Here is a 26,214-nt window from a genome sequence, read left to right on the forward strand (position 1 = left end):
GAAAGCCCTACCGGGCCAGTTCCTTCAGCCCCAACCGGATCAGCTTGGCTGAATCGACGTCCTCACCGGCAAGCTTCATCGCCGCAGCCACCGCATTGGCGGCCTGATCGCGGGAATAGCCCAGATTGGTCAATGCCGACACCGCATCGGCCACCGGTGCGGCGGCCACGCCTTCGCCCAGTTCCTGTTTCAGCCCCATGGCCTCCCCGGCGTCAACGGCATAGGCGGGAACCTTGTTCTTGAGTTCGGTGACGATGCGCTGCGCCACTTTCGGGCCGATGCCCGGCGCGCGCGCCACGGTGGCCTTGTCCTGCAAGGCGATCGCATTGGCGAGATCGGACGGCGTCAGCGTCGAAAGCACCGCCAGCGCCACCTTGGCGCCAACGCCCTGGACGCTTTGCAGCAGCCGGAACCATTCGCGCTCGAGCTGGCTTTCGAAACCGAACAGCCTGAGCTGGTCCTCACGCACATAGGTCTCGATGAACAGCACCGCCGCCTCGCCGGCCGAGCCAAGCCGCGACAGCGTGCGCGCCGAACAATAGGCCACGTAACAGACCCCGTGCACATCGATGAGCACATGGTCCTCTGCGATTTCTTCAATGCTGCCCTTGAGTTTGCCGATCATTGAACTCTCACGGATGGGTGTCGGGCGAAATCACCTCGACATCGGGGAAATAGGCTCTGTAGCCTTGCGGATCACGGGTCAAAACGGAATAGCCGCGCACGGCGGCATGCGCACCGATGAAAAAATCCGGCAGCACCTTCTCCCCGCGCCCTCCCCTCATCCGGTAGAGCCTGAACGCCTGACCTGCGGCAAAGGCCGCCTCCCAGGGCAGGTTCTCCCGCTGGATTCGTCCAGATCAAGCGCCTGGATCGCCGCGTCATAGCTCTCGTAACGCACGCTGAACTCGGAAAAGACGATCGGATTGATGACCAGCCTGCGCTCGAAAGCCTGCGTCAGTGCCGTTTGCGACCAATCGGCCCAGGCAGGATCGCCGACTGCCACATCCACCAGCACATTGGTGTCCACAAGCACCCGCATCACCGGTCCCGCGTCATCTGCATCAATTGATCGGCATCGATCGATTGATCGCCGGTTCCTTCCAGCCTGCGCAAGGCCTGCATGAATTGCTCCAGCCGGGCGCGATTGGCTTTCTCCTCCTGCCGGTCGGCTGCCGCAATGATCAGTCTTCCGCCGTCAAAATCCACCGTCACCTCGGAATTCGGCGCGATTCCAGCCCGTTCCCGGAGGTGTTTGGGGATTGTAATCTGGCCTTTTTCCGACACGCGCATCGCATTTTCCCGGTTTGAATTTGTAGGAAAATGTCGGAACCAAGAGAACATGTCAAGAACAAATAGGCTAGATCATTCCGCCGCCATGCGCCAGGCCGGCGATGTGCGGTGATGCGCATGACAGATGGCGATCGCCAGAGCGTCGGCAGCATGTTCGCTGTCAAAACTGGCCTTCGGCATCAGCATCTTGACCATCATCACGATCTGTTTCTTGTCACCATGGCCGACGCCGATCACCGCCTTCTTGACCGCATTGGGCGCATATTCGGCAACCCGCAATCCGGCGCGTGCCGGCACCACCATGGCAATGCCACGGGCCTGGCCGAGCTTCAGCGTCGCGGTGGCGTCCTTGTTGACGAAGGTGTTTTCCACCGCCGCCTCGAACGGCTGATATTCATGCAGGACAGTTTCAAGACCGTCGTAAAGCTGCATCAGCCGAGAGGCGAGATCGAGCTTGGCATCGGACTTCACCGTGCCGGAGGCGACAAAATGCAGGGAATTGCCGAGGCTCTCGACAACACCCCAGCCGGTGTTCCGCAAGCCGGGATCAATCCCGATAATTCGAATCGCTTCTCTCATCAAAAAACCCTAGCTTCCTGCGTCCGACCTTTCCATCAAAATGTGAACAAAGCAAAAACAAACCTCCTGATCACGAAACAGTTTTTGGCTTTCCACCGGTGACGTCCTACATGGTGGGAAGTAATTCACAGCCCCCTGCACAGCTTCGAAAGACACTTCATGACCGCGATTTCAATTCTCGATCTCTGCCCCATCGTCGAAGGCGGCACCGTCAGCGATGCGCTGGCCGCAACTCCGCTGATGGCCAAGCGCGCCGAGGACGCCGGTTACACCCGGTTCTGGCTTGCCGAGCATCACGGCATGAAAGGCATTGCCAGTGCGGCGACAGCGCTGGTGATCGCCGAGGCCGGACGGGCGACCAGCACTATCCGCATCGGCTCTGGCGGCATCATGCTGCCCAACCACGCGCCGCTGGTCATTGCCGAACAGTTCGGAACGCTCGAAGCGCTGTTTCCAGGTCGCGTCGATCTCGGCCTCGGCCGCGCGCCGGGCACCGACATGAACACCGCCCGCGCGCTCAGGCGCAATCTGGAAACCGGGGCCCAGAGCTTCCCCGATGACATTCTCGAATTGCAGCACTGGCTGGGCGAGCCCGACGACACCAAACTGATCGCCATCCCCGGCGCCGGCTCGCATGTGCCGCTGTGGATTCTCGGATCGAGCATCTACAGCGCCCATCTGGCTGCAGCACTTGGCCTTCCCTATGCCTTCGCCTCGCATTTCGCACCCGACATGCTGCTGGAAGCGCTCGATATCTATCGCGACAAGTTCACCCCGTCCGCCCAACTCGACGCGCCCTTCGTCATGGCCGCCGTGATGGGCGTGATGGCCGACACCGATGATGAGGCCGCGCATCTGTTCACCACCCTGCAGCAGAGCTTTGTCAACATGCGCCGCAACACGCGCGGGAAAATGCCCCGCCCGATCGCATCCATGGATGGCTACTGGAACGAGATGGAAAAGATCAATGTCGAGCACATGCTGCGCTATGCCATCGTCGGCGGGCCCGAAAGCGCCAAGGCGCAGATGCAGGATTTCATCAAGGCCACAAGGGCCGACGAGATCATGATCTCGATGCCGATCCATTCGCTCGACGCACGGCTGAAATCGGTCGATCTCTTCGGCGAGATGCGCGAAACGCTCTGAACAAGACAAAACCGCCGGCCCTGGAGGCCGGCGGTTGATTGTCTGCAGCAGTCTGACCGGTCAGGCCGAGAGCTTGGCCATGACTTCGTCGGAGACTTCGAAATTGGCATAGACGTTCTGCACGTCATCGTCGTCGTCGAGCGTGGCGATCAGCTTGAGCACCGATTCCGCCTTGTCCTCGTCGACCGGCGCCGTGGTCTGCGGCTTCCAGATTGCGCGGATCGACTGCGCTTCGCCGAGCGCCTCTTCCAGCGCGGTGGAGACTTCGCCGATATCCTCGAAGGCGCAGATGATGTTGTGTTCGTCTTCGCTGCTGGTCACGTCTTCGGCGCCGGCCATGATGGCGGCTTCCATGATCGCGTCGGCGTCGCCGGCTTCCGGCGGATAGATGATTTCGCCGACGCGCGAGAACATGAAGCCCACCGAGCCGGTTTCGCCCAGCGCGCCACCGGATTTGGTGAACGCCGCGCGCACATTCGACGCCGTGCGGTTGCGGTTGTCGGTCAGCGCCTCGACGATGACGGCAACGCCGCCCGGGCCATAGCCCTCGTAACGCACTTCATCATAATTCTCGCTGTCGCCACCGGTCGCCTTGTTGACGGCGCGCTGGATGTTGTCCTTGGGCATCGACTGCGCCTTGGCGTTCTGGATCGCCAGTCTCAGCCGCGGGTTCATCGCCGGATCGGGCGCGCCCATCTTGGCGGCGACGGTGATTTCGCGCCCCAGCTTGGAGAACATCTTGGAACGGACGGCGTCTTGCCGTCCCTTGCGGTGCATGATGTTTTTAAATTGTGAATGGCCGGCCATGACGCCTCTGTGGTTTGCTCTGGACTTGGGTTGCCCGCCTTATAAATTGCTTACTCCAATTCGTCCAGAAGGTTCCGGCCATGCATCACACCATCGTCCCGCCCCTGCCCCTGAGCGGCGGCTGCCAATGCGGCAGGATCCGCTACCGGCTGCGGGCGCGGCCGTTGGTGTTTTATCTGTGCCACTGCTCCGAGTGCCAGCGGCAGACCTCCTCGGCCTTTGGCGAGAGCCTGCGGATCCGGAGCGAGGGTCTCGATATCGACCCGGGCCTGCGGTGCATGAGCCGCGAAAGTGAATCCGGCAAACAGCGCCAGGGCTGGTTCTGTCCCGATTGCGGCGTCCGCATCTGGCACGGCACCAGCGGCTCGGAGGAGATCAACATCAAGGCCGGCACGCTGGATGACACTTCCTGGCTGATGCCCGCCGGACACATCTGGGCCAGTTCGAAACAGAAATTCATGGCGATCAGCGCCGACGAGATCAGTTATGAACGCCAGCCTGAGGACAATTACGCCGCGCTGAAACAACGATGGCAGCACATGACTGGCTAGGGTCGCACCATATCGGACTGAAGACAGGTCTTTACCTTGCGTCAGACTGCCCTACACTTAGCCAAGTGAAAGACATCAGCCACGGAGCCACCATCATGCCCCGTATCAAAGCCTTCATTCTTGTTGCCGCCACCTTGTTTCTGGGATCCCCTGCCACAGCCCAGGAGGGCCAGCGCCCGTTCAGCCAGTGCATGGCCGTGGCCCAGTCGCTGCCCGGCGTGACCTATGCCAATCTGACGCCGGCCGATACCGTCTCCGGGCGGGTTCAGCTCGCGGCAGCCGGATCCGGCGAAGTCGAGATCATGTTTGCCGGCCATTCCACCTATGTGATCACCACACCGGCCGGCATCACCATTGCCACCGATTTCAACGGCTGGGCCGGACGCGTCTCCATTCCCGATGTCGTCACCATGAACAAGGCGCATTCCTCGCATTTCACCCTGGCGCCGGACGAGCGGATTGACCATGTGCTGCGCGGCTGGAATTTCGACCAGAGCCCGGCTGAGCACCATCTGGTGGTGGACGATGTCTACATTCGCAATGTCACCACCGACATCCGCAATTTCGGCACCATGGAGCCCGACGGCAATTCGATCTTCATTTTCGAGGTCGCCGATCTGTGCATCGGTCATCTGGGGCATCTGCATCATCCACTGGAGGACCGGCATTTCGCGCAGATCGGGCGGCTCGACATTGTCATGGTGCCGGTCGATGGCGGATTGACCCTGAGCCATGAGGGCATGACCGGGCTTGCCCGGCGCCTGCAATCCTCGATCCTGTTGCCGATGCACCGTCGCGGCGCGCCGCTGTCGTCCTTCATCACCATGATGGGTGACCGGTTTCTGGTCGATTACGTCAATGCCGACAGCTTCACCATTTCCGCCCGCAGCCTGCCGCGCCAGCCGACCATTCTGGTTCTGAAGGGGATCTGATGATCACGCGGCGCAATGTTCTGGGCCACCTCGCGATGCTGGCCGTGGCTGCTGCAAGCCCGTCAGTGCTGCTGGCGGACACCGCCAGTCAACGCGACAGGCTGTTTGCGGCATTGAAGGCGGCCAGGACCGAGCAAGAGGGACGCGAAGCCGAGAACGCGATCTGGCGCTGGTGGCTCGACCAGGCGCCGACACTGGAAATCCGCGATGCCATAGATCATGGCATGGAGCGTCGCGAGAGCTATGATTTCGAAGCCGCGGAAACCGCCTTCGACATCGCTGTCCGCGATGCGCCGGACTATGCCGAGGGCTGGAACCAGAGGGCCTTTGCCCGCTTCCTGCGCGACAATGCCGACGGGGCGCTGTCTGATCTTGAACGCGCGGTTGAACTCGAACCGCAGCATTTCGGCGCCTGGTCAGGCATGTTTCACATCTTGTTGCGGATGGGGCGCACCGAAGTGGCCTATGCGGCGCTCGCCCGCGCCGTCGCCATTCATCCCTGGCTCAAGGAGCGTGGCATGCTGCCGCCGGATGCCGATGCCGAACGGCCGCCGATCAAGGGGCTGGAGCAGGATCTGTAGACGTCAGGACGGCCCGCTGGGTCAGCTCCAGAAATCCGGCATGGTTTCGCTCAGCCGCGGCCCGATCCTGAGCGGCGCGATCTTTTCGGCCAGCCCGGTGCGGTCGGAGACCTCGACGCCGACGCCGCTGATCGTCGCCGGCCCGGACGCCGCCTCGAAACGGCCCTTCGGAATCCGCGACAGGAACCGGTTGATCGGTTCTTCCTTTTCCATGCCGATGGAGGAATCATAATCGCCGCACATGCCGGCATCGGTCATATAGGCGGTGCCGCCATTGAGGATCTGCGCATCGGCCGTGGGCACATGGGTATGGGTGCCGACCACGAAACTGGCCCGGCCATCGACGAAATGCCCGAAACAGAGCTTTTCGCTGGTGGCTTCGGCGTGGAAGTCGAACACCACCGCATCGGCCTGCTCGCCCAGCGGACAGGCATTGAGGATCGCCTCGCCGGCCGAAAACGGATCGTCGAGATCGGGATGCATGAACACCCGGCCCATCACATTGGCAACGAGCACGCGCGCGCCGTTGCGGGCGATATAGAGATTGGAGCCGCGACCGGGAGTCCCGGGCGGATAATTGGCCGGGCGCAGGAACCGGTCCTGCCGGTCGGCATAGACCAGCGCCTCGCGCTGATCCCAGACGTGATTGCCGGTTGTCACCACATCGGCGCCGGCTTCCAGCGTTTCGAGAAAAATCGCTTCGGTGATCCCGAACCCGCCAGCGGCGTTCTCACCATTGACGATGACAAAATCCAGCTTGAGATCGCGGATCAGGCCGGGAAGGCGGTTCCAGACCGCGGTGCGGCCGGATCGTCCGACCATGTCTCCAAGAAATAACAGGCGCATCGGCTCTCTATAGAGATTGCGGACATGAGCGCAAGCCCAGCTCGGTCAGGATCATCGACAACGGCACGTCATGCGGCTCGGCGGGCACATGGTCAGCCTGCTGAAAGGAAAAGGCCGTGCCGATCAGTCGGGGTGCCAGACCCTTGCCGCGCAGCCGCGCAATTGCCCGGTCGTAATGGCCCGCGCCATAGCCGAGCCGGTTGCCTTCAGCGTCAAACGACGACAGCGGAACCAGCAGGATCTCCGGATCAAGAATCTCGGCCTCCGGGCCCGGGCCCGATGTGCCGAAACCGGTCTTGACCAGATCGGCGCCGCGAACGAAGTCGCGAAACACGATGGTTTCGCGGTCGAGCACCACCGGCAGGCACAATCGCGCGCCGCGGGCCCGGAACCGTGCCATCAACGGCCGCAGATCCGGCTCGGAGCGGATCGGCAGATAGCCGGAGATCACGGTGCCGGGATCAAAGGCAATCGCCTCGGCGTGGTCGGCCATGGCAAGGCTCATTTCAATGCGGCGGTCCGGCGCCAGCTGATCGCGCTGCGCTAGCGCCGAAGCGCGAATGACTGCCTTGCTGTCCATGAACGTCTCCAACCGGTCTTTGCGAACAAGGCGTAAGCCGGATTCCCGCTCAAGGTCAATCTCCGGGGCGGTTTTGCGCCAGGCCGGGGCGGGTGTGTCTCATTCTGGACACCCGCTTACGCATTATACACCGTTGTACCCGGGATCGGGTTGTCGCGGGCCTCGCGCCGGGGCTACACAAATCTCCACCAATTTTTCACTGGTCACATTTGCGGGTCTTGATGATTATCTCCTTGGAACCATTGACCAGTCCGGAACGGATCTGCCTGCAGCTGGTGGCGCGTGGCCGGGCGCATGACATCAAGGCCCTGACCTCTGCCTGCCGCAAGCTGATGGCCAGCACCACGATCGAGGCCGTCGCCCGCGCCCTCAAGCTCGGACTGATCCACTAGACAGGCCGCAGACCACCCTTGCCGCCCAAGATGCGGTGCAGGCAGATCCTGACCACAGGCCGCGCCCTATTGTGGGGCACTCATCAATAGCCCTCGACAGGCTCGATCATGGCCGTCGGAAAATCTTCAAAGGCCCAGCCATCGGTGCCTTCGGGAAACCAGAACACGCGCTCATAGCCATATTCCAAGGCGCGCTTGGCGGCATTCCACGACATCCAGCATTCGCTCAGGCAGAAGAACACCAGCGGCCGCGAGACGTCGCCATCTGTCGCGGCATCAAGGCCGTTTCGGAAATAGGTTTCGGTGACGGCAGCCAGCTTGCCATAGCCGACATTGGGCAGCCAGACTGCGCCGGGAATGGAAACGCGCGGCTGCTCGCGCCAGATCGTGCCTTCGGGCAGATTGTCCGGCTTGGGCGCGCGCGGCAGCACATCGACAAAAACCACCCGGCCGGTCTTCCACAGCGCGAAAGCCGCCCGGGCATCGACCACGGTCGCCCCGCTCAAGGTCAGCGGGACCGGGCCGCGATAATGTTGTGTTTCATAGTCTTCAGGCTCCGCTACGCCCTGCGCCAGCGCCGCCACAGGCAGCAACAGCGCAAGAATTGCGGCTTTGAAGATCACTGCACCGGGTCCAGCAGATCCGTTCCCATGTCATTGATCAGCGGCACCCCGGCCTCGCTCAGGATGGCGTTGATCTCGGCCTGGTTGCGCCGGATCAGCGAATTCAGCTTTCGCTGCCAGACCTTCTCGCCCTGGCGCACACCCATGGTGATACGGAAGAACAGCCGTGGCGGATGGGTTTCCTTGAGCAGCGGCGTGACCTTGAGGTCCGGAAAGCCCTGCTTGACCAGCGGCCCCGCGATCGGTCCCCAGACCAGCGCGCCGTCGATCTTTCCCTCCTTGAGGTCATTGAGCATGTCGGGAATCGGCGATTCATGGCGCCGGTCGACAAACAGATTGTAGGGCCGCGCCTTGCCGATCAGGCCGTTGCGGGCCAGATGGGTTGCCGGCGGCGAGCCGGCCACAATGCCAAGACTGAGCCCTTTCAGGCGGGAATCGGACAGGCTGTCGACATCGGCAATCGGGCCATCGGACCGGGTCACCAGCGTATAGGCCGAGGTGAAGTAATGATTGGTGTTGAGAACCATCTCGTGGCCCTGGGCATAGCCGATGACGACATCGCAGCGATTGGCGCGCAGCGTGTTGCGGATGAAGCCCGTGGCCATCGGGTACCATTCATACTGCACCGGGAGCTCAAGCCTGGCCGCGAAGAACTCGGCCAGCCTGTTCTCGAACCCGGTGCCGTCACGCGCGGACATCGGCGCATTGGCCGGATCGGCGCACACCCGGAAGCTCGACTGCGAGACCAGATCCGAAGTTTGCGCTGCCAGGGCGGTGGCCCAGAGCGCGGCGCCGCAAAATGCGAAGGCACTAACCCATGCACGCATTTTCATCCTCACGGATCACGTCGGATTTCGGTTCCTTCGCACCCGGACGACCTCTCGGGACGGCTTCCGTGCCGCGGGCCTTGAGATAGACATAGATGTCATCAAGGTAGCACATGACATTGGGGTTGTCGCCAAATGCCGGCATCACGGAATTCTCCGACGCATTGACCCGTTTGCGGCCGTTGACGACGACATCGATGAAATCATAGTAGTCGAGCTCGATGGCCGATTTCTTCAACGCCGGCGCATAGGTGGAGCCTTCGCCTTCGGGGCCATGGCAGACATGGCATTCGGAGTGATAGCGGCGGAAGCCGGAATAGGTCAGCCAGTCGATCCTGCCTTCTTCGTCGATATTGTAGGTGGGGATGTCGTCTTCGGTGAAATACCGGCCATTTTCCGAATAGGCGGCGTCAATGTTCGAGCTGTCCTGGGCCAGCGTGACCGACCCGGTTGACATCAGTACTGCCGTCACCAGCAGGGACGCGATATTCCGCATTAGTGTAACCTCTGAAAAATCTGAGCGAAGGATTGGCGCCGCCCGAAGGCCGCGCCAATCCAGATTGGTGAAGCATCCGCCTCAGTTGGGCAGGGCGAACACGGTCAGCTGACCACCAAGAGCGGTATAGTCGCTCAGTGCAGCGTAACCACCCACGGCACCCAGACCATCATTGGGGTTGGTCAGGCCGGCCGCAAGGCCGATCCCGGCCCAGCCGCCGACACCCGAGAGGATCCCGATATACTGCTTGCCATCATAGGTGTAGGTCATCACGTTTCCGATGATGCCCGACGGGGTCTTGAACTTGTAGAGCTCCTCACCCGTGGTGGCATCGACGGCCTTGAGATAGCCTTCGAGTGTACCGTAGAACACCACATTGCCGGCTGTTGCCAGCGCACCCGACCACACCGAGAACTGCTCGGGCAGCGACCATTCGATCTGGCCGGTCTTGCCGTTCCAGGCGATGAAGTTGCCCATGCCGCCATGGCTGTCGGGGGCCGGATACATTGCAAGCGTTGCACCGACATAAGGCTGGCCCGCAGTGTAGCTGACGCGGAACGGCTCATAGTCCATGCACACATGGTTTGTCGGCACGTAGAACAGCTCTGTCTGCGGCGAGTAGGCTGCAGGCTGCTGGTCCTTGGTTCCGAGCGCCGCCGGACAGATGCCGGTGGAGTTCACGTCTTCGCCGTTCTGCTCGGTCGAATATTCGGCAACGACCGCCGGGCGGCCATAGGTGCTGGAGTCCGGATCCATGTCGACACCCGTGGTCCAGTTGACGGCCGGGTCGAATTTTTCGGCCACCAGCAACTCGCCGGTCACCCGGTCCAGGGTGTAGCCCAGGCCGTTGCGGTCAAAGTGGGTGAGCAGCTTGCGCTCGACACCGTCGATTTCCTGCTCGGTCAGGATCATCTCGTTGATGCCGTCAAAGTCCCACTCGTCATGCGGGGTCATCTGATAGAACCATTTCGCAATACCGGTGTCGGCATCACGCGCCATGATGGTCATCGACCAGCGGTTGTCACCGGGGCGTTGCGCCGGGTTCCATGTCGAAGGGTTGCCGGTACCGTAATAGACCAGATTTTCATCCGGATCATAGGAATACCATCCCCATGTGGTGCCGCCACCGATCTTCCACTGGTCACCTTCCCAGGTGTTGGTGCCGGAATCGGCGCCGACCGGTTTTCCGAGATGGGTCGTCTTCTCGGGGTCAACCAGGATGTCGCTGTCCGGGCCCATCGAATAGGCGCGCCAGACCTGGCTGCCGTCCGCAATGGAATAGGCGGTCACGTGACCGCGCACACCGAACTCGCCGCCGGAAATGCCGACGATCACCTTGTCGCCGACCGGCAACACGGTCGCCGTGTTGGTTTCACCGATGGCCGCATCGCCGTTCATGACGCTCCAGACCTCGGCACCTGTCTCGGCATCGAGCGCGACCAGTTTCGTATCCGCCTGATGCAGGAAGATCTTTCCGTCAGCATAGGCCACACCGCGGTTGACGGTGTCGCAGCACATGACGGGGATCACGTCAGGGTCCTGCTTCGGCTCGTATTTCCAGATGATCTTGCCGTCATTGGCGAGATCGAGCGCATAGACGATGTTGGGGAACGGGGTGTGCACATACATCACGTTGCCGATCACCGGGGGCGAGCCCTCGTGGCCACGCAGGACGCCGGTGGAGAAGGTCCACGCAACCTGCAGATTGCCGACATTGTCCTTGTTGATCTGGTCCAGCGTGGAATAGCGCTGGTTGGAATAGTCTCCGGTTTGAATCGCCCATTGATTGGGGTCGTCAATCAGTCCTTTCAGCCCGTCGTTGGCCGAGACCATGGCGGTCATCCCCAACACAAGCGCTGATGATAAAGCCAGTAACTTTCTCATAGTCGTCTCCTCCCAAAGGTATGGTTTGCAGGCTATCGCCAATCCGGGCGGCCCTGCGCCTGCTGTAACAGGCAGGTCCCATTGGCAACTCGACAGAGCCAAGGGGAATTCAGTCGCGCGATCAGCCCTCCAGTGCCGTTGATCGTGCGAGATGAGCGATGTGGCCTGCGCGTGTTTCCTCCATGCGCAAACCGTCCAATATGTTCCCCGCGCCGACCCTGCCCTCCCGTGGCAGTGTTCGAGGCAGCTCCCCTGCCTCACGCGTGCGAACATTGTCCCTGGTTGCGTTCGGTGCGATGCCCGCCGCAAAAACTCCAGTGATGTCATGATCCTGCGTTCCCTGAAGGGGCGCAACCCGAACAGGCAGGACCTGAGCCGCGGCGAAACCGGCAGCAAGGGCGGGCACTTCGCATAAGCCGGTCATGTCTGCTCTCCCTTTCTGTCCCCGTTCGTCAGTGATCGTGCAATCTTTCGGCGTGCCAATGGACATGGTCCTCGGCAAAGCTCGAGACGAAGAAATAGCTGTGGTCATGGCCTGCGTGGGTCCGCAACACGCAGGGCTGCCGGCGCTTGGTCGCCGCTTCCGCGAAGGCCTGCGGCCGCAGAAGGTCTATGAACTGGTCGTCGGCGCCCTGGTCGATCAGGATGTCGCCGTGCCAACCGGCCTCCGACATCAGGATGGTGGCGTCGTATTGCGACCATGTCGATTCATCCTCGCCCAGATAGGCGCTGAACTGCTTGCGCCCCCAGTCCGACTGGCTGGGATTCATGATCGGGGCAAAGGCGGACAGCGACACGAAAAGCGAGGGGTTGCGCATGGCGATCGTCAGCGCGCCATGCCCGCCCATCGAATGGCCGGTGATGCCGTGGCGGTCCATGATCGGCAGCTTGTCGAGAACCAGATCGCGCAGTTCCTTGACCACGTAATCATACATCTGGAAATGCGGCTGCCATGGCTGCTGCGTGGCATTGAGGTAGAAACCGGCGCCGATCCCCAGATCATAGGCCTCGTCATCGGCCACCCCTTCGCCGCGCGGGGACGTGTCGGGAAACACCAGCGCAATGCCCTGTTCGGAGGCATATTTCTGAAATCCGCCCTTGGTCATGGCATTCTCGTGGGTGCAGGTCAGCCCCGAGAGATACCACAGCACCGGAACCGGTTCGCGGCGCGCCTGCGGCGGCAGATAGACCGCGAAGGTCATGTCGACGCCGCACACATCCGACGCGTGTTTGTAAACAGCCTGCTCGCCTTCAAAACATCTATTTCGAGAGACGAGTTCCATCGATCAGAACTCCACGACTGCGCGGATGCTCTCGCCCGCATGCATCAGATCGAAGCCCTTGTTGATCTCGTCAAGGCTGAGCTTGTGGGTGATCATCGGATCGATCTCGATCTTGCCCTGCATGTACCAGTCGACGATCTTGGGGACATCGGTCCGGCCGCGCGCGCCGCCAAAGGCGGTGCCGCGCCAGCTGCGTCCGGTGACCAGCTGGAAAGGCCGGGTGCTGATCTCCGCCCCGGCAGGCGCCACACCGATGATGATGCTTTCGCCCCACCCCTTGTGCGACGCCTCCAGCGCGGTGCGCATCACGCCGACATTGCCGGTGGCGTCAAAAGTGTAGTCCGCCCCGCCACCGGTTAGTTCGACCAGATGGGCCACGAGATCGCCCTCGACCTTGGACGGATTGACGAAATCGGTCATGCCGAAATGCCGGCCCATGGTTTCCTTGCTGTCATTGAGGTCGACACCGACAATCTGGTCGGCCCCGGCAAGACGCAGCCCCTGGATCACGTTCAGGCCGATGCCGCCCAGCCCGAAGACGATCGCCCGGCTGCCGATCTCGACCTTGGCGGTGTTGATCACCGCGCCGATGCCGGTGGTCACGCCGCAGCCGATATAGCAGATCTTGTCGAACGGAGCGTCCTTGCGGACCTTGGCCAGCGCGATCTCGGGCACAACCGTGTGGTTGGCGAAGGTCGAGCAGCCCATATAATGATGGATCGGCGTGCCATCGAGCATGGAAAACCGGGTGGAGCCGTCCGGCAGCAGACCCTGGCCCTGGGTGCTGCGGATTTTCTGGCACAGATTGGTTTTCGGGTTCAGGCAATATTCGCACTCGCGGCATTCGGGCGTGTACAGCGGGATGACGTGATCACCGACGGCGAGCGTGGTCACGCCTTCGCCGATCTCGAGCACAACGCCGGCGCCTTCATGGCCTAAAATAGCGGGGAAGATGCCTTCCGGGTCGGCGCCCGAGCGGGTAAATTCGTCGGTATGGCACAGGCCGGTGGCCTTGATCTCGACAAGGACCTCGCCCGCTCTGGGGCCGTCGAGATTCACCTCCATCACCTCAAGCGGTTTGCCAGCTTCGACTGCGACGGCTGCACGTGTGCGCATCAATATACCCCCAAAGGACCTGTCGGATGTTTTTCGATCCTTCCAAAAGTTAGTCGTAGGACGCCCTTCCGGACAACTACGACTTTGGTAACTGTTTCGTCGCGGCGGATTTGACGCCTTAGTGCAATGGCAATGGACTTAGCTGGCCGTTTTGCCTAGATTCCACGAGGGAGATCGCTGATGTCGCAGATACCAATCCTCGTCGTTGCAGCCCTTGCAGTGCTGCAGACCGTGCCCGCGCTGGCCAAGGATTTTTCCGACCCGACCTGGCCCTGCATACAGCGCAAGGTGGACCAGCTGTCGCTCGGTTTGATGTGGCCCTATCCCGTGCCGGAAGCTCAACTGGCGCCGGAGCTCAAGCCCGGGGCCGATGAACTGGTCGACACGCTGGTGTTGCGCCGGGTCTCGATGGACGAGGCCGAGGCGCTGGTCGCCGATTTCGACCGCGCCAACCCGGAGCTCACCGTCGAGGATCACGGCCTGATCTTCAAGGCGGTGTTTGACGACATCAACCATGACCGGTCGAGATTGATCGAGGGGATTTCCCGCTACTCGCTGCACCAGATCGAGGCAGCCGCGCGGATCGAAGCCACGCGCCAGGCCATCGACGCCGAGATGGCGAAAGACGAGCCCGATTATGACCGGGCCGATGCGCTCGAAGAGCAGCTTCACTGGGATGAACGCATCTACCAGGACCGCGCCCAGTCGCTGATCTATGTCTGCGAAACCCCGGTGCTCCTGGAAAAGCGGGCCTATGCCATCGCCCAGGCGCTGTCACGGGTGGTCAATAACTGACGCCGCCGCCAGGCTTTGGAACGGCTGGCTGGCTCGGATGCCCGGTGCCGGCGGATCATTCCCATTCGAGTTCGGTATAGGCCACCGTCGCATTGCGCGGATTGAACAGCTCGAACAGCGCCCAGTGATCCGACTGCGACTGGGCAACGGTTTCGGCCGCCTGCCCCAGCGTGTCGCCACGGGCGATTGCCGCGCGCGTGTCGTCGATCAGCACATCGAGATAGTCCTGCAGCGGTGCTGCAGCTTGCGGCCAGTCCAGCAGCGGCCCGCCATGGCCCGGCACGATCTTCTGGTAAGGCAATGCCTGCAGCCGTGCCAGCACGTCACGCCACCCCAGCGCCGAGCCGTCGAGCGCCGGGGCATGCTCGTCAAACAGCAGATCGCCGGCAAACAGTATGCCGGTGCGTGGGTCGCCGACCGTCAGATCGGTACCGCTATGGGCATCCGGCCAGGCCTGCAATGCAAGCACGCGGTTTCCCAGGTCGAGCTCCGCGGTCTGGTCGACCACGCTGTCGGGCAGCACCACCTCGGTTCCGAGAAATCCGGCCGCGCCGATCAGCCGGCCGAAATTGGCAAGATAGGCCTCCTGCCGGTCCTGCAGGGCGCGCGGCAGGCCGGCATGGCCGATCACCCTGGCACCGGCCTCGGCAAAGACCGATGCGCCCAGCACGTGATCGGGGTGCATATGGGTCAGGATGACATAGCCTATCGGAAGCGATGTCTGCCGCCGCACGGCGCGGTAGATGCTTTCGGCCACCTGGCGCGAACCGCCACTGTCAATCACCGCAACCACGCTCTCGCCGATCACGAAGCCGACATTTGACACATCGCCCGCATTGCCGGTCGCCGCATCGCTGATCATGCCGCGATGCACGAACACGCCGGGCGCGACTTCGCCGAAGCTCGCCACCGGCCCGGCGGGCGCGCAGCGGGGCTCGCCGCTGGAAAACCGGACTTTCGGGCCGGGATCCGGCCGGGGGATGGACTGGGATTGGCTATCGGCAAGCAAGCGCTCGCAGGCCGCGCGCGTGCCGGCTTCATAGCCTGGAACCAGCATATCCCGGCACAGCGCCGGGTCAGACAGCAGGCAGAGACCTATGATTGCCTCGAACAAGGGGCCGCCTCCTCCTGAAGATCATCGCTTCGGGTATGGCATCAAATCACAATCGCGCGAACACAGACCAAGGATTATAGCGCCACAAGCCGCAATTGTGCTAAGAATTGGCGCGACGGACGGAGGAACATGATGAAACATCTTCTCATAGCATCGTTGATTTCGCTCATTTCCCATGGCGCGATCGCCCAGGAAAACCTCTTGATCGACAGTACAAGCTGGGCAGAGCTTCAGGATGACTTCGTCGATGCGGCCGGCCTCAAGGATGGCGCGGACCTGTTTGCCGTTGACGCCCCCTATCGCGCGCATGATGCCGCGACCGTTCCGGTCACGATCTCCCAATCCGCCGATGCCGCGCCGATCGACCGCGCCATGGTGATCATTGATGAAAATCCGGCGCCGATGGCGGCCTCGCTTGTGTTCGGCGCGGCGATGGCGCCGCTGAACTTCGAGCTTCGCGTCCGGGTCAACCAGTATTCCAATGTGCGGGTGATTGCGCAGACGGCGGAAGGCAGCTTCATGAACGGGCGCTATGTCAAGGCCTCGGGCGGCTGTTCGGCTCCCGCCTCGCGCGACCCGGAGGTGGCGCTGGCCTCCATGGGACAGATGCGGCTGCGGCTGTTCGAACAACCCGCGCAGATGTCGGGACAGCGCCGCGAAGCGCAGATCATGATCCGGCACCCGAACTATTCCGGCCTGCAGCGGGACCAGATCACGCAGCTTTTCATCGGCGCCCATTTTATCGACGAGCTGGAAGTCTATCAGGGCGACGAGCTGCTCTTCAGTCTTGAGGGCGGCATTTCAATCAGCGAGAACCCGGTCTTCCGCTTTGGCTATCGCGACAATGGCAGTGCGGCATTCCGGGTACGCGCCAGCGACACCGAAGGCAATGTGTTCGAGCAGACCCTGCCCAAGGCGACGCAGAGCTGAACAGTGCCTCAGCGCTGGAAGCACAGGATTTCGGCTTCCGCCTGCGCCCGACGCAGCTCGGCAACCAGCGCATTGGCAGACGCCGCGGTGCGGAAGATCGCCATGCGCTCTCCCCCGACCTGCCGCATCGACAACACCGTCTCGGCCTCGACATATTTCTCATAGGGCAGGATCGTGGCGATATGGTCGATCGAGCAGGAGCACTTGATCAGCACGTCCTGTCCCTGCCCGTTGGCGGCCATGCAGCCGAACACGTAATCGGCCCGCGCCGCAGTGGGATAGTCATTGAGACGCTCCGCCACCGTCTGGGCGCTGGCCGTCGAGCAGCCGGCCAGCAGGGCGAAGAGGATGGCGAGCGGTCTCAACGGCTCTCTCCACCGGCGACCAGCACCAGGCTGTTGCTGTAGCCCGCAGCCCCGTCCGCGCCCGGCGCCTTGGCGGACAGCGAGACATACCATCCCGGCACCTCTTCGGACATGGTGAAGGTCAGTGCAAGGTCGGCATAAATTCCCATCTTGTCGCGGTTCTTGTCGGTTTCGAACGGATGCAGGGTGATCTGCTTGGCGGCCACCTGCCGCGAGCCGAAGGCGACCATCTCGTCTTCGACCGGCGCGGTTCTGTCCAGCGCGTCCTTGATCCGGTTGCGGATATAGAACGGGCTGCCGCCCGCCTCCTGCGCGACATCGCGCAGCACCGTTTCGACGAAATACATGATGATCGGATTGCCGACAGTGGCGGGAAACCGGCCCAGATTGCGGTACTGCTCTCCCTTGACGAAACGCAGCGCCGCCATGTCGTCGGGCGCGAATTCAAGTTCGACCTCGCCGGTGTTGCGTGCGGCAAATTCCGGATTGCCGGCGACGACGACCTGGCGCTGATAGTGCAACTCCGCATCTTCCGCGACATCGTCGAGCGTGCCGGTCTTGAAGATCAGGTCATAGGTTTCCGCCGCGTGCAGCGGTGTCGTCAGCAGCAGCGCCACAATCAGGCTTCGCAATAGTCTCATCATGCCCACCTTGTTGTTCGCGACCAGCCTACCCCCTCCGTCGCAAACGTCATTGCAGACTTTGGTCTTAACGGTCGTCGTTGACAGGCGGCGCGCGCCGTGTCTTCCAGTCGATCAGCGGCCGCAAGCGGGACAGTTTCACCGGCTTGGTCAGCACCGAGAACCGGTGCTGCACGCCCAGATCCTTGATCTTGCTTTCCTGATGGCCGGTGATCACGATCGCCGGCAGATCGACGCCGGTCTGGCGCCGCAGCGCCAGGATGCTGTCGACGCCCGTATCCGAGCCGTCGAGCTGGAAATCGGCCAGGATGATATCCGGGCTCATGTCGATGTCGGCGACCATCTGCAGCGCTTCGGCGGTCGAGGCGCAGGCCAGGACGCTGGCGCCCCAGCTTTCGAGCTTCTGCGCCATTGCAAACAACACGTCGGGGTCGTTTTCAATGAGCAGGATGATCAGATCCATGGCTGTGGAGGGACTGACCGAGGGATTGGCCTGATCAATCTCCGCCATCTCGCCGGTTTTTACCATCGGAAGGGTGATGGAAAACACCGACCCGACGCCGGGCTTGGAGCGGACCGCGACCTCGTGGCCCAGATGCGCACAGGCACGCTGCACGATCGACAGGCCCAGGCCCATGCCGTAATTGCTGCCCGAGGAGGAATCCACCCGCGTGAACTCCTGGAATATCCGCACCTGGTCGCGTTTCGAAATGCCGATGCCGGTGTCCCAGACCTCGAGCACCACCTTGTCGCCGCGCCGCCGGCAGCCGACCAGGACCCGGCCCTTTTCGGTATACTGGATGGCATTGTTGACGAGGTTCTGCAGCGAGCGCGACAGATAGCGCCGGTCGCTGCGAACCCAGACCCCGGACGGCACCACGCTCAGCCGCAATCCCTTTTCGGCCGCCAGCGGCCCGATGTCTTCGACAACCTTGTTGAGCACCGAATCCACGGCAAACTCGCTCACCTGCAGCTTCATGTCGACCGATTCCAGCCGGGCGATATCAAGCAGTCCGTGCAGCAGGGTCTCCGTCGAGCGGAACGAGCGGTTGAGGCGATGCACGATCTCCTCGGTCTGCGCGTTCAGCGCCATGTCGCCGAGCGACGAGATCAGCAGCTTGGCCGCATTGATCGGCTGCAGCAGATCGTGGCTGGCCGCGGCGAAGAACCGCGTCTTCGATGTCATCGCATTCTCGACCTCGGCCTTAGCAAGCCGCAGGTCTTCCTCGACCTGGGCCAGGGCCGCATATTGCCGGCGCAGCTCGGTGTTCACATTGGTCAGTTCCTGGGTTCGCTTCTGCACCCGGTTTTCCAGCTCCTCGGTGGTCTGCGACTGGGCGGTGACATCGACCACATTGACGATGCAGCCGCCGTCCGGCAGCGGGCTCACATCGATATCGAGCACGGTGCCGCTGGCGTGCCGGCGGCGCAGATGCAGGCTGTTGGCGCGCAGCAGATAGCGCATCAGCCCGGGGAAACTGCTGTGCGGCAGGGAGCCGACAAGTTTGCGGGAATCGAGATATTCGGTGATCTGGGCGTAGGAGGTGCCGACCCGCGTCAACTGGATCGGCAATTGCAGCAGGCTGACAAACTGCATGTTCTTGATCAGCAGGGTGCCGTCGGCGGAAAAGGTGCACACCCCTTGCGGCATGTTGTCGACCGCAGCCTTGAGGAAATGCTCCTGCGCGTCGATCAGCCGGTTCTTTTCCAGGCGGTTGGAGCGCACGATCGCGGTGATCTCGGTCTGCAGGACAACGGTGTTGTTGCGGCTGGTCTGGCGGTAGTTGATGACGAACCAGCGATCGTTCTTCAGGGCGAAGACGAACTGCGCCACGCCGCTGCCGCGTTGCAGCCTCTGCACGGTCAGCGGACCGGTGTCCTTGGCCGGCGTGACATCGCTGCTGTTGGTCACCGCATCGAAATATTGCGTCAGCGTCAGCCCCGGTTCGACAATGCCGCGCACATCCGAAATCAGTCCCTTGAAGAAGTCATTGCAGACCCGCAGCTTGCCATCGGTAAACAGCGCCAGTCCGCCATCGATCGATTCCAAGGCGTCGGTCAGGCTTTGTTGAGTCTGGTTGCGCGCCTCTTCCGAAGTTTCGAGTTCGGTGCTGGTCTGGCCCAGCGTGTTGAGCGCCGCCTCGAGATTGCGGGTTTTCTCGGACACCTTGCTCTGCAGGGTGACGGCCGACTGGAACAGCGAATAGGCCGAATGGCCCAGTTCGTGACGCTGGTTTGCCCGCCGCACCAGCGCCTTGATGATCTTGTCCTGCTTCGCAACCTGGATCTCAAGCGGCTGATTGTGATCGATCATAGAGTGATCTCGCGGCGGGGCGTGAAGAACGCGATGCCCAGGAAGGTCTGGTTCATGTGGATTCCGTCAAACTGTTCGCCATAGGTGTTGAAACCCACCACCCTGCGCTTTCGCAGAATGTCGGAGGCAGCCTCCGACAGGTTTTTCTGGTCGATCTCCAGGCGCCGCAACACGCAGTCGAAACCCAGCACGAAATGCGGCGCTTCGCCCTTCGGGCCGGCCACCGCCAGTTCGGCATTCATGGTCTCGATGATTTCCTTGCCGCGGCCCAGCGTCAGCACCAGCCCGTTCTCGATGGCAGACAGGAATGCCAGCGACCCGTCCTCCAGCGCCTCCTGGATCGCCCGGACGTACCAGCTGTCCAGATTGCGCACCAGCACCGGATTTTCGGCAAAGACCCGCGGCGACAAATCGGCCAGCTCGCAGCCGATCAGCCTTGCATATTCCTCCGCGGCGGGGCTGCCGTTTATTTCGTTGACGATCCGGTCCTCGGGATTGGCCTCGGTCACCACCAGCTGCTGTTCCGTAGGGGTGATGTGATCGAACTTGATGCGTTCGAAGTCGAGATCGGTTTCAACGATCAATAGCACCGCTGCATTGTCGTAGAACTTGCCGTCATGCAGCACATAGGTCGCGTCATAGGCAACGCCGTGGCCGGCCGAGCCGCCAAAGACCGGCATTCCGGCCAGCCCGGCCTCGAGCGCGGCCACCAGCACGTCTTCCTGTTTCGACAGCCCGTCGGCAATGGTGATTGCAAACCGGTTCCAGTTGGCCGTGGTGTGAAACCGCCGCGCCAGCGTCTGCGCTTCCAGCGCGGTCTTCTCGATGGAGACCGGCTTGAGCGGATGAAACAGCTTTGACGAACAGCGGAAATGGGCGCGCAGAAACGCCACCAGCACCAGCGCCTGGTCGGCATAGCCCTGCGGAGTGATCTGGCCGGCGCTGGTGCAGCCGAACATCGGCGTCTGCGGCAGATGCCGGTTGAGCGCGTCCGCCACCGAGGTTTCGCTCAGCCGCTCCGGCACGAACACCAGAATGAAACAGATGGCATGGTCGGACAGCTGGGCCGCGGCCTCGGCCACGGCGCTTTCGGCGTCTTCAGCCGTAGAGACCCCCACCGATACAATGCGTGACGTGGCAAAGGCATCATCGGTCTTGTTCATCGCATGCCTAGCTCAGCTGTCTGCGTGCATCGATGTCGGAGAGCTGGCTGGACATGTCCGGCGCGACATTGCTGACCAGCACCGCGGCCTGGGTGCGGTTGCTGACCCCGAGCCGGCGCAACAGGGCGGTGATATGCGCCTTCACCGTCCCTTCCGCCACCGACAGCTCATAGGCAATCAGCTTGTTGGGCTTGCCGGCACAGATCAGGTTCATGATCCTGGACTGCTGCGGTGTCAGCCGGGCGATCCGCTCCGAAATCTCGTGCACATTGATGGCATTGTGATCCTCGGACCGCGGGATCGGACAATAATTCGGCGGCAGAAAGATCGAGCCGTCCTGAACTTTTTCCAATGCCTCGGCCAGCACCGTTCGCGGCGCATGCTTGGGCACGAAGCCGGTCGCGCCCGCCTCCATCACCGCCTGGATCGTCTCGTCACTGGAATCGGCCGAGATTACCAGAATCGGCACATCCGGCAGGATGTCCTTCAGACTCAAAAACCCGCTGATTCCCTTGGCATCGGGCAATCCCAGATCCAGGATCACCAGGTCCGGCACAACCCCGGCCGACAGAAATTCACGCGCCTCCCGCAGTGAATTGACCGCCTTGACCTGCTGGATCCTGAAAGCCGTGGACAAAGACGCGGCCATTGCGTCGCAGTAAAGCGGATGGTCGTCCACAACCAAGGTCAGGTTGATGGATACACTTTTGGCCTTCCCGTTCTCTGGCATGTTAAATTCCTCCCGCGCCAATGTTAACGCGACCTCTGCGGGAGGCAAGTAAAGTTATATGAATTTAGGGGATTAACGTGGTTCAGCATCGGCGAGACTGGTGCGAAAACTGCGGCTGAAGTCCGCCTGCTCCGATTGAACCGGCGTCCTGCTGAACAAGACCTCGTCCAGCTGCGCCAGCAGCGTCCGGCGCGCCTCGGACGGCGCATGCAATGCATCCAGTGCGTGTGCCGTGCGCCGCAAGGTCACCGCGTCCTTGCGCCGCGCCGCCCGATCAAAGCGCCACAACAGCCGCTGCCGTCTGATCCGGGCTGTCAGGGGGCAAAAGACAGGCTGCGGCCGGATGACAGCGCAAACAGTGCCGCACCGAACGCCGCCAGTCCGGCCATTGCCACCAGCACCGGCCGCTGCCGGCTCTGGATGATCTCGACAGGTTCGGTCTGCCGGGCAGACCCGGTGACATCGCCGAAGGCGACCCGTTGCGCCGAGATCACCACATTGCGCATCTCGCGGGCCACGGTGTCGAAATAGCTGAAACGGATCGGCTCGAGAATCGCCGCATTGCCGTTTGTCGGCGTCACCGTCCAGCGCCAATAGGCAATCGCCTCCGGCCCGCGCGGGGTAAGGTCGACAAGACGTTTTTCCGGATGCGCGAATATCAGCGCCGACGGTGATTTCAGCTCCGGCATCGGCGGGATCATGTCCGGGCTTGCCCCGAGAGCCGACACGCGCACCACACGTAGCACGCCGGCGCCTTCGGCAAGCTGATCGGGTGCATTGGACCAGTTGTCGGCCACCTGCAGGCGACGGACGGGAAACCACCAGCCTTCCACCGCGGGTTCGGGCGACACCTCGATCGTCAGCGGTTCCGACTGCACCGTATGTTCAAACCACTTGTTGTCCTCATCCAGCAGGGTCAGCCGATGCTGGAAGGCGCCGATTTCCAGGCGGCCCGCCCTGTCCGGGAAAAGCGCCATGCGGCGGCGCATGTTCTTGACCGGAAGCCCATCCACCATGCTCTCGAACCAGTCGTCGCGGCCGAGCTGCATCCAGTTGAAGCCGTCAAGATCGGGTTGCACCAGCTGTTCCCGCGTGATGTGCCGCTTGTAGACCCCGTGAATGGTCACGAGGATCATCTCCTGCCGCAGCAGGGTTTCCGGCAGGGTTTCGACGCTCACGGTCAGGCTGAGTTCGGACGGATCGACCTGGCGGCTCTGGCCCCACCCCGGCACGGCCAGAACGATGACGGCCAGCGCCGCCACAACCAGTCGAAGAGCGATTACCATTCGGTGTCCTCCGCGATCTGCCCGGTGCCTTCGGCGCGGCGGCGCTTGTGTTCATGGCTGATGCGCTCGTTCAGATAGGCGCCCGGCACGTCTTCCAGCGTGGCGAGCCATCTGGCATTGGCGGTGATGAACTTGTCGTCAAAGACATGGCGGACCTGCTGTTCACGCCGTTCGATCGCCATTTCGGCCAGACCGAGCGAGGCCCCGGTATTGGTCACATCCGCACCCGATCCCGCCCCGCGCGCATTGCCGCGCGCAATCGGCGCCGGCGCCGTCTCGCCCTCGCGGTCTTCGGTCAGAAAGAAGGCGTCAGCATCGATGGCGGTGCCGGTGTAAACGGCGCGCAACAGATCGAAATTCGCCTGCGCCTGCGGATCATATCCCCTCGACAGCACCAAGTCATAGGCCTCCAGCGACGCCGCATAGGCGCCGCGCCGGGCATGCGCATTGCCGAGATTGTACAGCGCCTCCGGACCGGCCCGGTCCATCACGGCGGCCGCGGCATCGTAGTCACCGGCCCGGTAATAGGCCACGCCCTGCCACGCCGGATCGGAAAACAGTGTGGCTGCCAGCCGTGGCAAGCCGATGGCCAGCGCCACCCGCCCGAACGGCGCCGTGCCGCCGGCCAGCAGGGCTGCGCCCAGACAGACCAGTGCGGCAAGGGTGGTGATCCGGAGCATCAGCCGCGCTCCCTGCGGAAGAACATCAGCGCCGGCAGCAGCGCCAGGAACAGAAGGTAGCGGCCATAATCGACAAGCAGCAGCAGTTGCAGATCCTGCCGCTCCAGCCGCGCCGCGCTGGTTTCGCCGAAATCGGCCATCACCGCTTCCAGATCGCCGGTGTCATAGACCTTGCCGCCGCCCACCCGGGCGAACGTATCGAATGTCGCCTGGCCGACCGGTGGCGCGTCCGAGACCGTGGTCCGGCTGACGACGACGGACAATCGCCCGCCGATATCGGCGATGCGCTGCGCCGCACGCAGGGCATTTGCGTCCAGCCCCTCGCCGTCGGTCATCAGCACCACATCGCCGGCAAGAATATCTGCCGCCTGCAGCACATCGGCGGCGCGCCCGAGCGCCAGCGCAGGCCGGTTGCCGCGATCGGGCATGGTGTCCTCGTCAAGCAGCGAGACGGCCTGGCCGAGCTGCACGTGATCGGTGGTCAGCGGCGAAGCCAGATAGCTGTCGCCGCCATAGACGATCAGCGCCGCCGGCTTGCTTCCCAGAACGCTCAGCCCGGCGCGCGCCACATTGACCAGCTTCGGCCAGCTCTCGTCGCGCACCATCGAGCCCGACACGTCGATGACGAAGATCACCCCGTCGAGATTGCGAAAGGTCTGCGCCTCGCGCCGTTGCACCGCAGGCCCCGCCAGCGCCAGCACGACCGCACCGGCAACCAGGAAAGGAACCGAAGAGCCCAGACGGCGGCGCCCGGTTTCCACCCGTCCGAGCGCGGCCATGGCGGCCAGAAGATGCGGCTCGATGGTGGCCTGCCAGTCGCCCGGCTGTCCTGCGCGGCGAAGCCGCCAATCATCAGGCCGATCACGACCGGCAGGGCCAGCAGCCAGAAGGGCCGCAGCAGGACGATATCGGACAGGCTGTTCATGCCCATGACCGCAGCCCCAGTCCAAGGCCGAGCAGGCCGGCGAGCAGGGCCGGCCAGAGCCATAGCTCGTCATAGGCCTGCGCCGACAGGCCCGAGCGCGCGGTGGGTTCGAGACCGTCGAGCGTCCGCGCCGCCTCGCGCAGATCCTCGGTGGTGCGCACCCGGAACATCTCCCCGCCACCGATATCGGCCATGGCCTGCAGGGTTTGCGCGTCGACGGCCCCGCGTTTCTCCTCGGTTTCGCCCAGCGCGACCGGACCGAGTGCGATGGTGTGGATCCGAACCCCCATGCGGCTCGCCAGCCCCGCCACATCGCGCGGCGTGGCGGCACCGGCATTGTTGGCGCCGTCCGACAGCAGGATGATCACCCCGGTCTGCGCATCCGAGTTTTCCAGCCGCTTGAGCGAGATGCCGACGCCATCGCTGATATTGGTGGCGCGCCCCGATATGCCGATCACCAGCTCCGAGATGATCTGAGCAACCGAGTCGGTATCGAAGGTGGGCGCGGCGGCGACATAGGCTTCCGATCCGAACACCACCAGTCCGACCCGGTCTCCTGCGCGCGCCTTCACGAAACCGGCGCCCACTGCCTTGACCGCGTCCAGCCGTGTCACCTGTTTGCCGTCGAGTGCAAAATCCTCGCGCACCATCGACCCCGACAGGTCCAGCGCCAGGATCAGGTCACGACCGGACATCGGCAAGGCCTGCTGTGGCGCCAGAACCCGCGGTCCGGCCAGGGCTGTGACCAGCAGCGCCCAGATCAGCAACGGCGCCACCCGGCGCATGTCCCAAATGGCGGCAGATCCATGCGCGGCCCCGCCCAGAATGTGACGGCTGACGCCTTCGGGCACGATCAGCGCGCTGCCGCCCGGGCTGCCGCCGGGCGCAAGAAAATAGACAAGCACGGGAAGCCCGAGCAGGACGAACAGCCAGGGATCGGCAAATTCAAGCATCGGCTTTCATCCGCGACATCAGCACCGCTTCCAGCCTCGCCGCCTCGGGAAAACCGCCACGCCTGTAGAGCGAGGCGCGCAAACCGGGCAGCGCGTCGGGCGCCGTGGCCCTGATCAGCGACAGCAGCGCCAGCGCCCGGTCCTCCTCCGGCAATGCGGCAAGTGCGGCGATGCGGTCCGCCAGCGCCAGCTCCGCGGCAGGCTTGGGCGGCGGCCGCGTGACAAGCTTCAGCAGCACCGAAACTGCCAGCGCCAGCACCAGTCCAAGCCCGATCACCGCAATGAGTTCCGCCGCCAGCCCGCCCGGCGCCTCAGCCGGCAGCCGGATATCCTGCAACCCCACCAGCATGGTCTCGGCGCTGACAGCATCATCGGCCATGGT

General features: G+C 62.9%; 31 protein-coding genes and 1 pseudogene. 7 read left to right on the plus strand and 25 right to left on the minus strand.

Annotated features, from left to right (window positions below; all coding sequences use genetic code 11):
• Window positions 1–7: 7 nt before the first annotated feature.
• From ruvA to ruvC, 4 genes and pseudogenes are all read right to left on the minus strand, one after another.
• Window positions 8–625: a Holliday junction branch migration protein RuvA gene (ruvA, locus tag OEG82_RS20970; protein WP_267614288.1), complete on the minus strand. Its 618-nt coding sequence runs from the start codon at window positions 623–625 to the stop codon at window positions 8–10.
• A gap of 7 nt (window positions 626–632) precedes the next feature.
• Window positions 633–1,042, minus strand: a pseudogene (locus OEG82_RS20975) (type II toxin-antitoxin system VapC family toxin).
• Complete coding sequence (locus OEG82_RS20980) at window positions 1,042–1,293, minus strand: AbrB/MazE/SpoVT family DNA-binding domain-containing protein (RefSeq protein ID WP_267614289.1); 252 nt, start codon at window positions 1,291–1,293, stop codon at window positions 1,042–1,044. Before OEG82_RS20980 ends, OEG82_RS20975 begins: the two are co-directional and overlap by 1 nt.
• A 72-nt stretch (window positions 1,294–1,365) precedes the next feature.
• Window positions 1,366–1,872 (minus strand): crossover junction endodeoxyribonuclease RuvC, encoded by a 507-nt coding sequence (gene ruvC / locus OEG82_RS20985; protein ID WP_267614290.1) that lies wholly within the window; start codon window positions 1,870–1,872, stop codon window positions 1,366–1,368.
• Between the two features lie 159 nt (window positions 1,873–2,031).
• Here ruvC and OEG82_RS20990 point away from each other — a divergent pair, with 159 nt between their 5' ends.
• Window positions 2,032–3,018, plus strand: a complete 987-nt coding sequence (locus OEG82_RS20990; RefSeq protein WP_267614291.1) for an LLM class flavin-dependent oxidoreductase — start codon at window positions 2,032–2,034, stop codon at window positions 3,016–3,018.
• Between the two features lie 60 nt (window positions 3,019–3,078).
• Here OEG82_RS20990 and OEG82_RS20995 read toward each other — a convergent pair whose 3' ends face one another.
• On the minus strand, window positions 3,079–3,825 hold the full coding sequence (locus OEG82_RS20995) for a YebC/PmpR family DNA-binding transcriptional regulator (protein ID WP_267614292.1): 747 nt from the start codon (window positions 3,823–3,825) through the stop codon (window positions 3,079–3,081).
• An 80-nt stretch (window positions 3,826–3,905) separates the two neighbouring features.
• Between OEG82_RS20995 and OEG82_RS21000 the strand changes: the two genes are divergently transcribed.
• The 3 genes from OEG82_RS21000 (at window position 3,906) to OEG82_RS21010 (ending at window position 5,889) form a co-directional block, all read left to right on the plus strand.
• Window positions 3,906–4,376, plus strand: a complete 471-nt coding sequence (locus OEG82_RS21000; protein ID WP_267614293.1) for a GFA family protein — start codon at window positions 3,906–3,908, stop codon at window positions 4,374–4,376.
• Between the two features lie 95 nt (window positions 4,377–4,471).
• Entirely contained in the window at window positions 4,472–5,308 is an 837-nt protein-coding gene (locus tag OEG82_RS21005; protein ID WP_267614294.1) for an MBL fold metallo-hydrolase, read from the plus strand.
• Window positions 5,308–5,889 (plus strand): tetratricopeptide repeat protein, encoded by a 582-nt coding sequence (locus OEG82_RS21010; protein ID WP_267614295.1) that lies wholly within the window; start codon window positions 5,308–5,310, stop codon window positions 5,887–5,889. The genes OEG82_RS21005 and OEG82_RS21010 overlap by 1 nt, the downstream gene beginning before the upstream one ends.
• Window positions 5,890–5,910: 21 nt before the next feature.
• Here OEG82_RS21010 and OEG82_RS21015 read toward each other — a convergent pair whose 3' ends face one another.
• Together OEG82_RS21015 and OEG82_RS21020 are read right to left on the minus strand one after the other, a co-directional pair.
• The gene (locus tag OEG82_RS21015) at window positions 5,911–6,735 is read right to left on the minus strand and encodes a TIGR00282 family metallophosphoesterase (RefSeq protein ID WP_267614296.1); all 825 of its coding nucleotides are present in this window, start codon (window positions 6,733–6,735) and stop codon (window positions 5,911–5,913) included.
• A gap of 7 nt (window positions 6,736–6,742) precedes the next feature.
• A complete protein-coding gene (locus OEG82_RS21020; protein WP_267614297.1) occupies window positions 6,743–7,315 on the minus strand; it encodes a 5-formyltetrahydrofolate cyclo-ligase in 573 nt (190 codons plus the stop codon).
• Window positions 7,316–7,548: 233 nt separating this feature from the next.
• On the opposite strand from OEG82_RS21020, the gene OEG82_RS21025 reads away from it, so the two are divergent.
• On the plus strand, window positions 7,549–7,707 hold the full coding sequence (locus OEG82_RS21025; protein WP_267614298.1) for a hypothetical protein: 159 nt from the start codon (window positions 7,549–7,551) through the stop codon (window positions 7,705–7,707).
• Between the two features lie 83 nt (window positions 7,708–7,790).
• Here OEG82_RS21025 and OEG82_RS21030 read toward each other — a convergent pair whose 3' ends face one another.
• From OEG82_RS21030 to OEG82_RS21055, 6 genes are all read right to left on the minus strand, one after another.
• Complete coding sequence (locus OEG82_RS21030) at window positions 7,791–8,330, minus strand: PQQ-dependent catabolism-associated CXXCW motif protein (RefSeq protein ID WP_425497605.1); 540 nt, start codon at window positions 8,328–8,330, stop codon at window positions 7,791–7,793.
• Window positions 8,327–9,157, minus strand: coding sequence for a substrate-binding domain-containing protein (locus OEG82_RS21035; RefSeq protein ID WP_267614299.1), 831 nt, complete (start codon window positions 9,155–9,157; stop codon window positions 8,327–8,329). Before OEG82_RS21035 ends, OEG82_RS21030 begins: the two co-directional genes overlap by 4 nt.
• Window positions 9,141–9,614, minus strand: a complete 474-nt coding sequence (locus OEG82_RS21040; RefSeq protein ID WP_324288988.1) for a c-type cytochrome, methanol metabolism-related — start codon at window positions 9,612–9,614, stop codon at window positions 9,141–9,143. Before OEG82_RS21040 ends, OEG82_RS21035 begins: the two co-directional genes overlap by 17 nt.
• A 120-nt stretch (window positions 9,615–9,734) precedes the next feature.
• Complete coding sequence (xoxF5, locus tag OEG82_RS21045) at window positions 9,735–11,537, minus strand: lanthanide-dependent methanol dehydrogenase XoxF5 (protein WP_267614300.1); 1,803 nt, start codon at window positions 11,535–11,537, stop codon at window positions 9,735–9,737.
• Window positions 11,538–11,989: 452 nt separating this feature from the next.
• On the minus strand, window positions 11,990–12,820 hold the full coding sequence (gene fghA / locus OEG82_RS21050; RefSeq protein ID WP_267614301.1) for an S-formylglutathione hydrolase: 831 nt from the start codon (window positions 12,818–12,820) through the stop codon (window positions 11,990–11,992).
• Between the two features lie 3 nt (window positions 12,821–12,823).
• Window positions 12,824–13,936, minus strand: coding sequence for an S-(hydroxymethyl)glutathione dehydrogenase/class III alcohol dehydrogenase (locus OEG82_RS21055; RefSeq protein WP_267614302.1), 1,113 nt, complete (start codon window positions 13,934–13,936; stop codon window positions 12,824–12,826).
• A gap of 180 nt (window positions 13,937–14,116) precedes the next feature.
• On the opposite strand from OEG82_RS21055, the gene OEG82_RS21060 reads away from it, so the two are divergent.
• A complete protein-coding gene (locus tag OEG82_RS21060; protein WP_267614303.1) occupies window positions 14,117–14,731 on the plus strand; it encodes a hypothetical protein in 615 nt (204 codons plus the stop codon).
• 55 nt (window positions 14,732–14,786) lie between these two features.
• Here OEG82_RS21060 and OEG82_RS21065 read toward each other — a convergent pair whose 3' ends face one another.
• Entirely contained in the window at window positions 14,787–15,845 is a 1,059-nt protein-coding gene (locus OEG82_RS21065) for a quinoprotein relay system zinc metallohydrolase 2 (protein WP_267614304.1), read from the minus strand.
• A gap of 132 nt (window positions 15,846–15,977) precedes the next feature.
• Between OEG82_RS21065 and OEG82_RS21070 the strand changes: the two genes are divergently transcribed.
• A complete protein-coding gene (locus OEG82_RS21070; RefSeq protein ID WP_267614305.1) occupies window positions 15,978–16,775 on the plus strand; it encodes a quinoprotein dehydrogenase-associated SoxYZ-like carrier in 798 nt (265 codons plus the stop codon).
• Window positions 16,776–16,783: 8 nt separating this feature from the next.
• Here OEG82_RS21070 and OEG82_RS21075 read toward each other — a convergent pair whose 3' ends face one another.
• The 11 genes from OEG82_RS21075 to OEG82_RS21125 form a co-directional block, all read right to left on the minus strand.
• Window positions 16,784–17,140 carry a hypothetical protein gene (locus tag OEG82_RS21075; RefSeq protein WP_425497606.1) on the minus strand — a complete coding sequence of 119 codons (357 nt, stop codon included), beginning with the start codon at window positions 17,138–17,140 and terminating at the stop codon, window positions 16,784–16,786.
• Window positions 17,137–17,781 carry a hypothetical protein gene (locus OEG82_RS21080; RefSeq protein WP_267614306.1) on the minus strand — a complete coding sequence of 215 codons (645 nt, stop codon included), beginning with the start codon at window positions 17,779–17,781 and terminating at the stop codon, window positions 17,137–17,139. Before OEG82_RS21080 ends, OEG82_RS21075 begins: the two co-directional genes overlap by 4 nt.
• Window positions 17,782–17,848: 67 nt before the next feature.
• The gene (locus tag OEG82_RS21085) at window positions 17,849–20,095 is read right to left on the minus strand and encodes a hybrid sensor histidine kinase/response regulator (RefSeq protein WP_267614307.1); all 2,247 of its coding nucleotides are present in this window, start codon (window positions 20,093–20,095) and stop codon (window positions 17,849–17,851) included.
• Window positions 20,092–21,258, minus strand: a complete 1,167-nt coding sequence (locus OEG82_RS21090) for an FIST N-terminal domain-containing protein (protein ID WP_267614308.1) — start codon at window positions 21,256–21,258, stop codon at window positions 20,092–20,094. Before OEG82_RS21090 ends, OEG82_RS21085 begins: the two co-directional genes overlap by 4 nt.
• A gap of 7 nt (window positions 21,259–21,265) precedes the next feature.
• Window positions 21,266–21,988 (minus strand): response regulator, encoded by a 723-nt coding sequence (locus tag OEG82_RS21095; protein ID WP_267614309.1) that lies wholly within the window; start codon window positions 21,986–21,988, stop codon window positions 21,266–21,268.
• Window positions 21,989–22,060: 72 nt separating this feature from the next.
• Window positions 22,061–22,276 carry a hypothetical protein gene (locus tag OEG82_RS21100; RefSeq protein ID WP_267614310.1) on the minus strand — a complete coding sequence of 72 codons (216 nt, stop codon included), beginning with the start codon at window positions 22,274–22,276 and terminating at the stop codon, window positions 22,061–22,063.
• Between the two features lie 26 nt (window positions 22,277–22,302).
• Window positions 22,303–23,274 carry a hypothetical protein gene (locus OEG82_RS21105; RefSeq protein ID WP_267614311.1) on the minus strand — a complete coding sequence of 324 codons (972 nt, stop codon included), beginning with the start codon at window positions 23,272–23,274 and terminating at the stop codon, window positions 22,303–22,305.
• Window positions 23,268–23,954: a tetratricopeptide repeat protein gene (locus OEG82_RS21110; RefSeq protein WP_267614312.1), complete on the minus strand. Its 687-nt coding sequence runs from the start codon at window positions 23,952–23,954 to the stop codon at window positions 23,268–23,270. Before OEG82_RS21110 ends, OEG82_RS21105 begins: the two co-directional genes overlap by 7 nt.
• Complete coding sequence (locus OEG82_RS21115) at window positions 23,954–24,733, minus strand: vWA domain-containing protein (protein ID WP_267614313.1); 780 nt, start codon at window positions 24,731–24,733, stop codon at window positions 23,954–23,956. Before OEG82_RS21115 ends, OEG82_RS21110 begins: the two co-directional genes overlap by 1 nt.
• A gap of 142 nt (window positions 24,734–24,875) precedes the next feature.
• Window positions 24,876–25,832: a VWA domain-containing protein gene (locus OEG82_RS21120; protein ID WP_267614314.1), complete on the minus strand. Its 957-nt coding sequence runs from the start codon at window positions 25,830–25,832 to the stop codon at window positions 24,876–24,878.
• On the minus strand, window positions 25,825–26,211 hold the full coding sequence (locus OEG82_RS21125) for a hypothetical protein (protein WP_267614315.1): 387 nt from the start codon (window positions 26,209–26,211) through the stop codon (window positions 25,825–25,827). The genes OEG82_RS21120 and OEG82_RS21125 overlap by 8 nt, the downstream gene beginning before the upstream one ends.
• Window positions 26,212–26,214 lie beyond the last annotated feature (3 nt).

Source organism: Hoeflea ulvae, from assembly GCF_026619435.1.
GTDB lineage: Bacteria > Pseudomonadota > Alphaproteobacteria > Rhizobiales > Rhizobiaceae > Hoeflea > Hoeflea ulvae.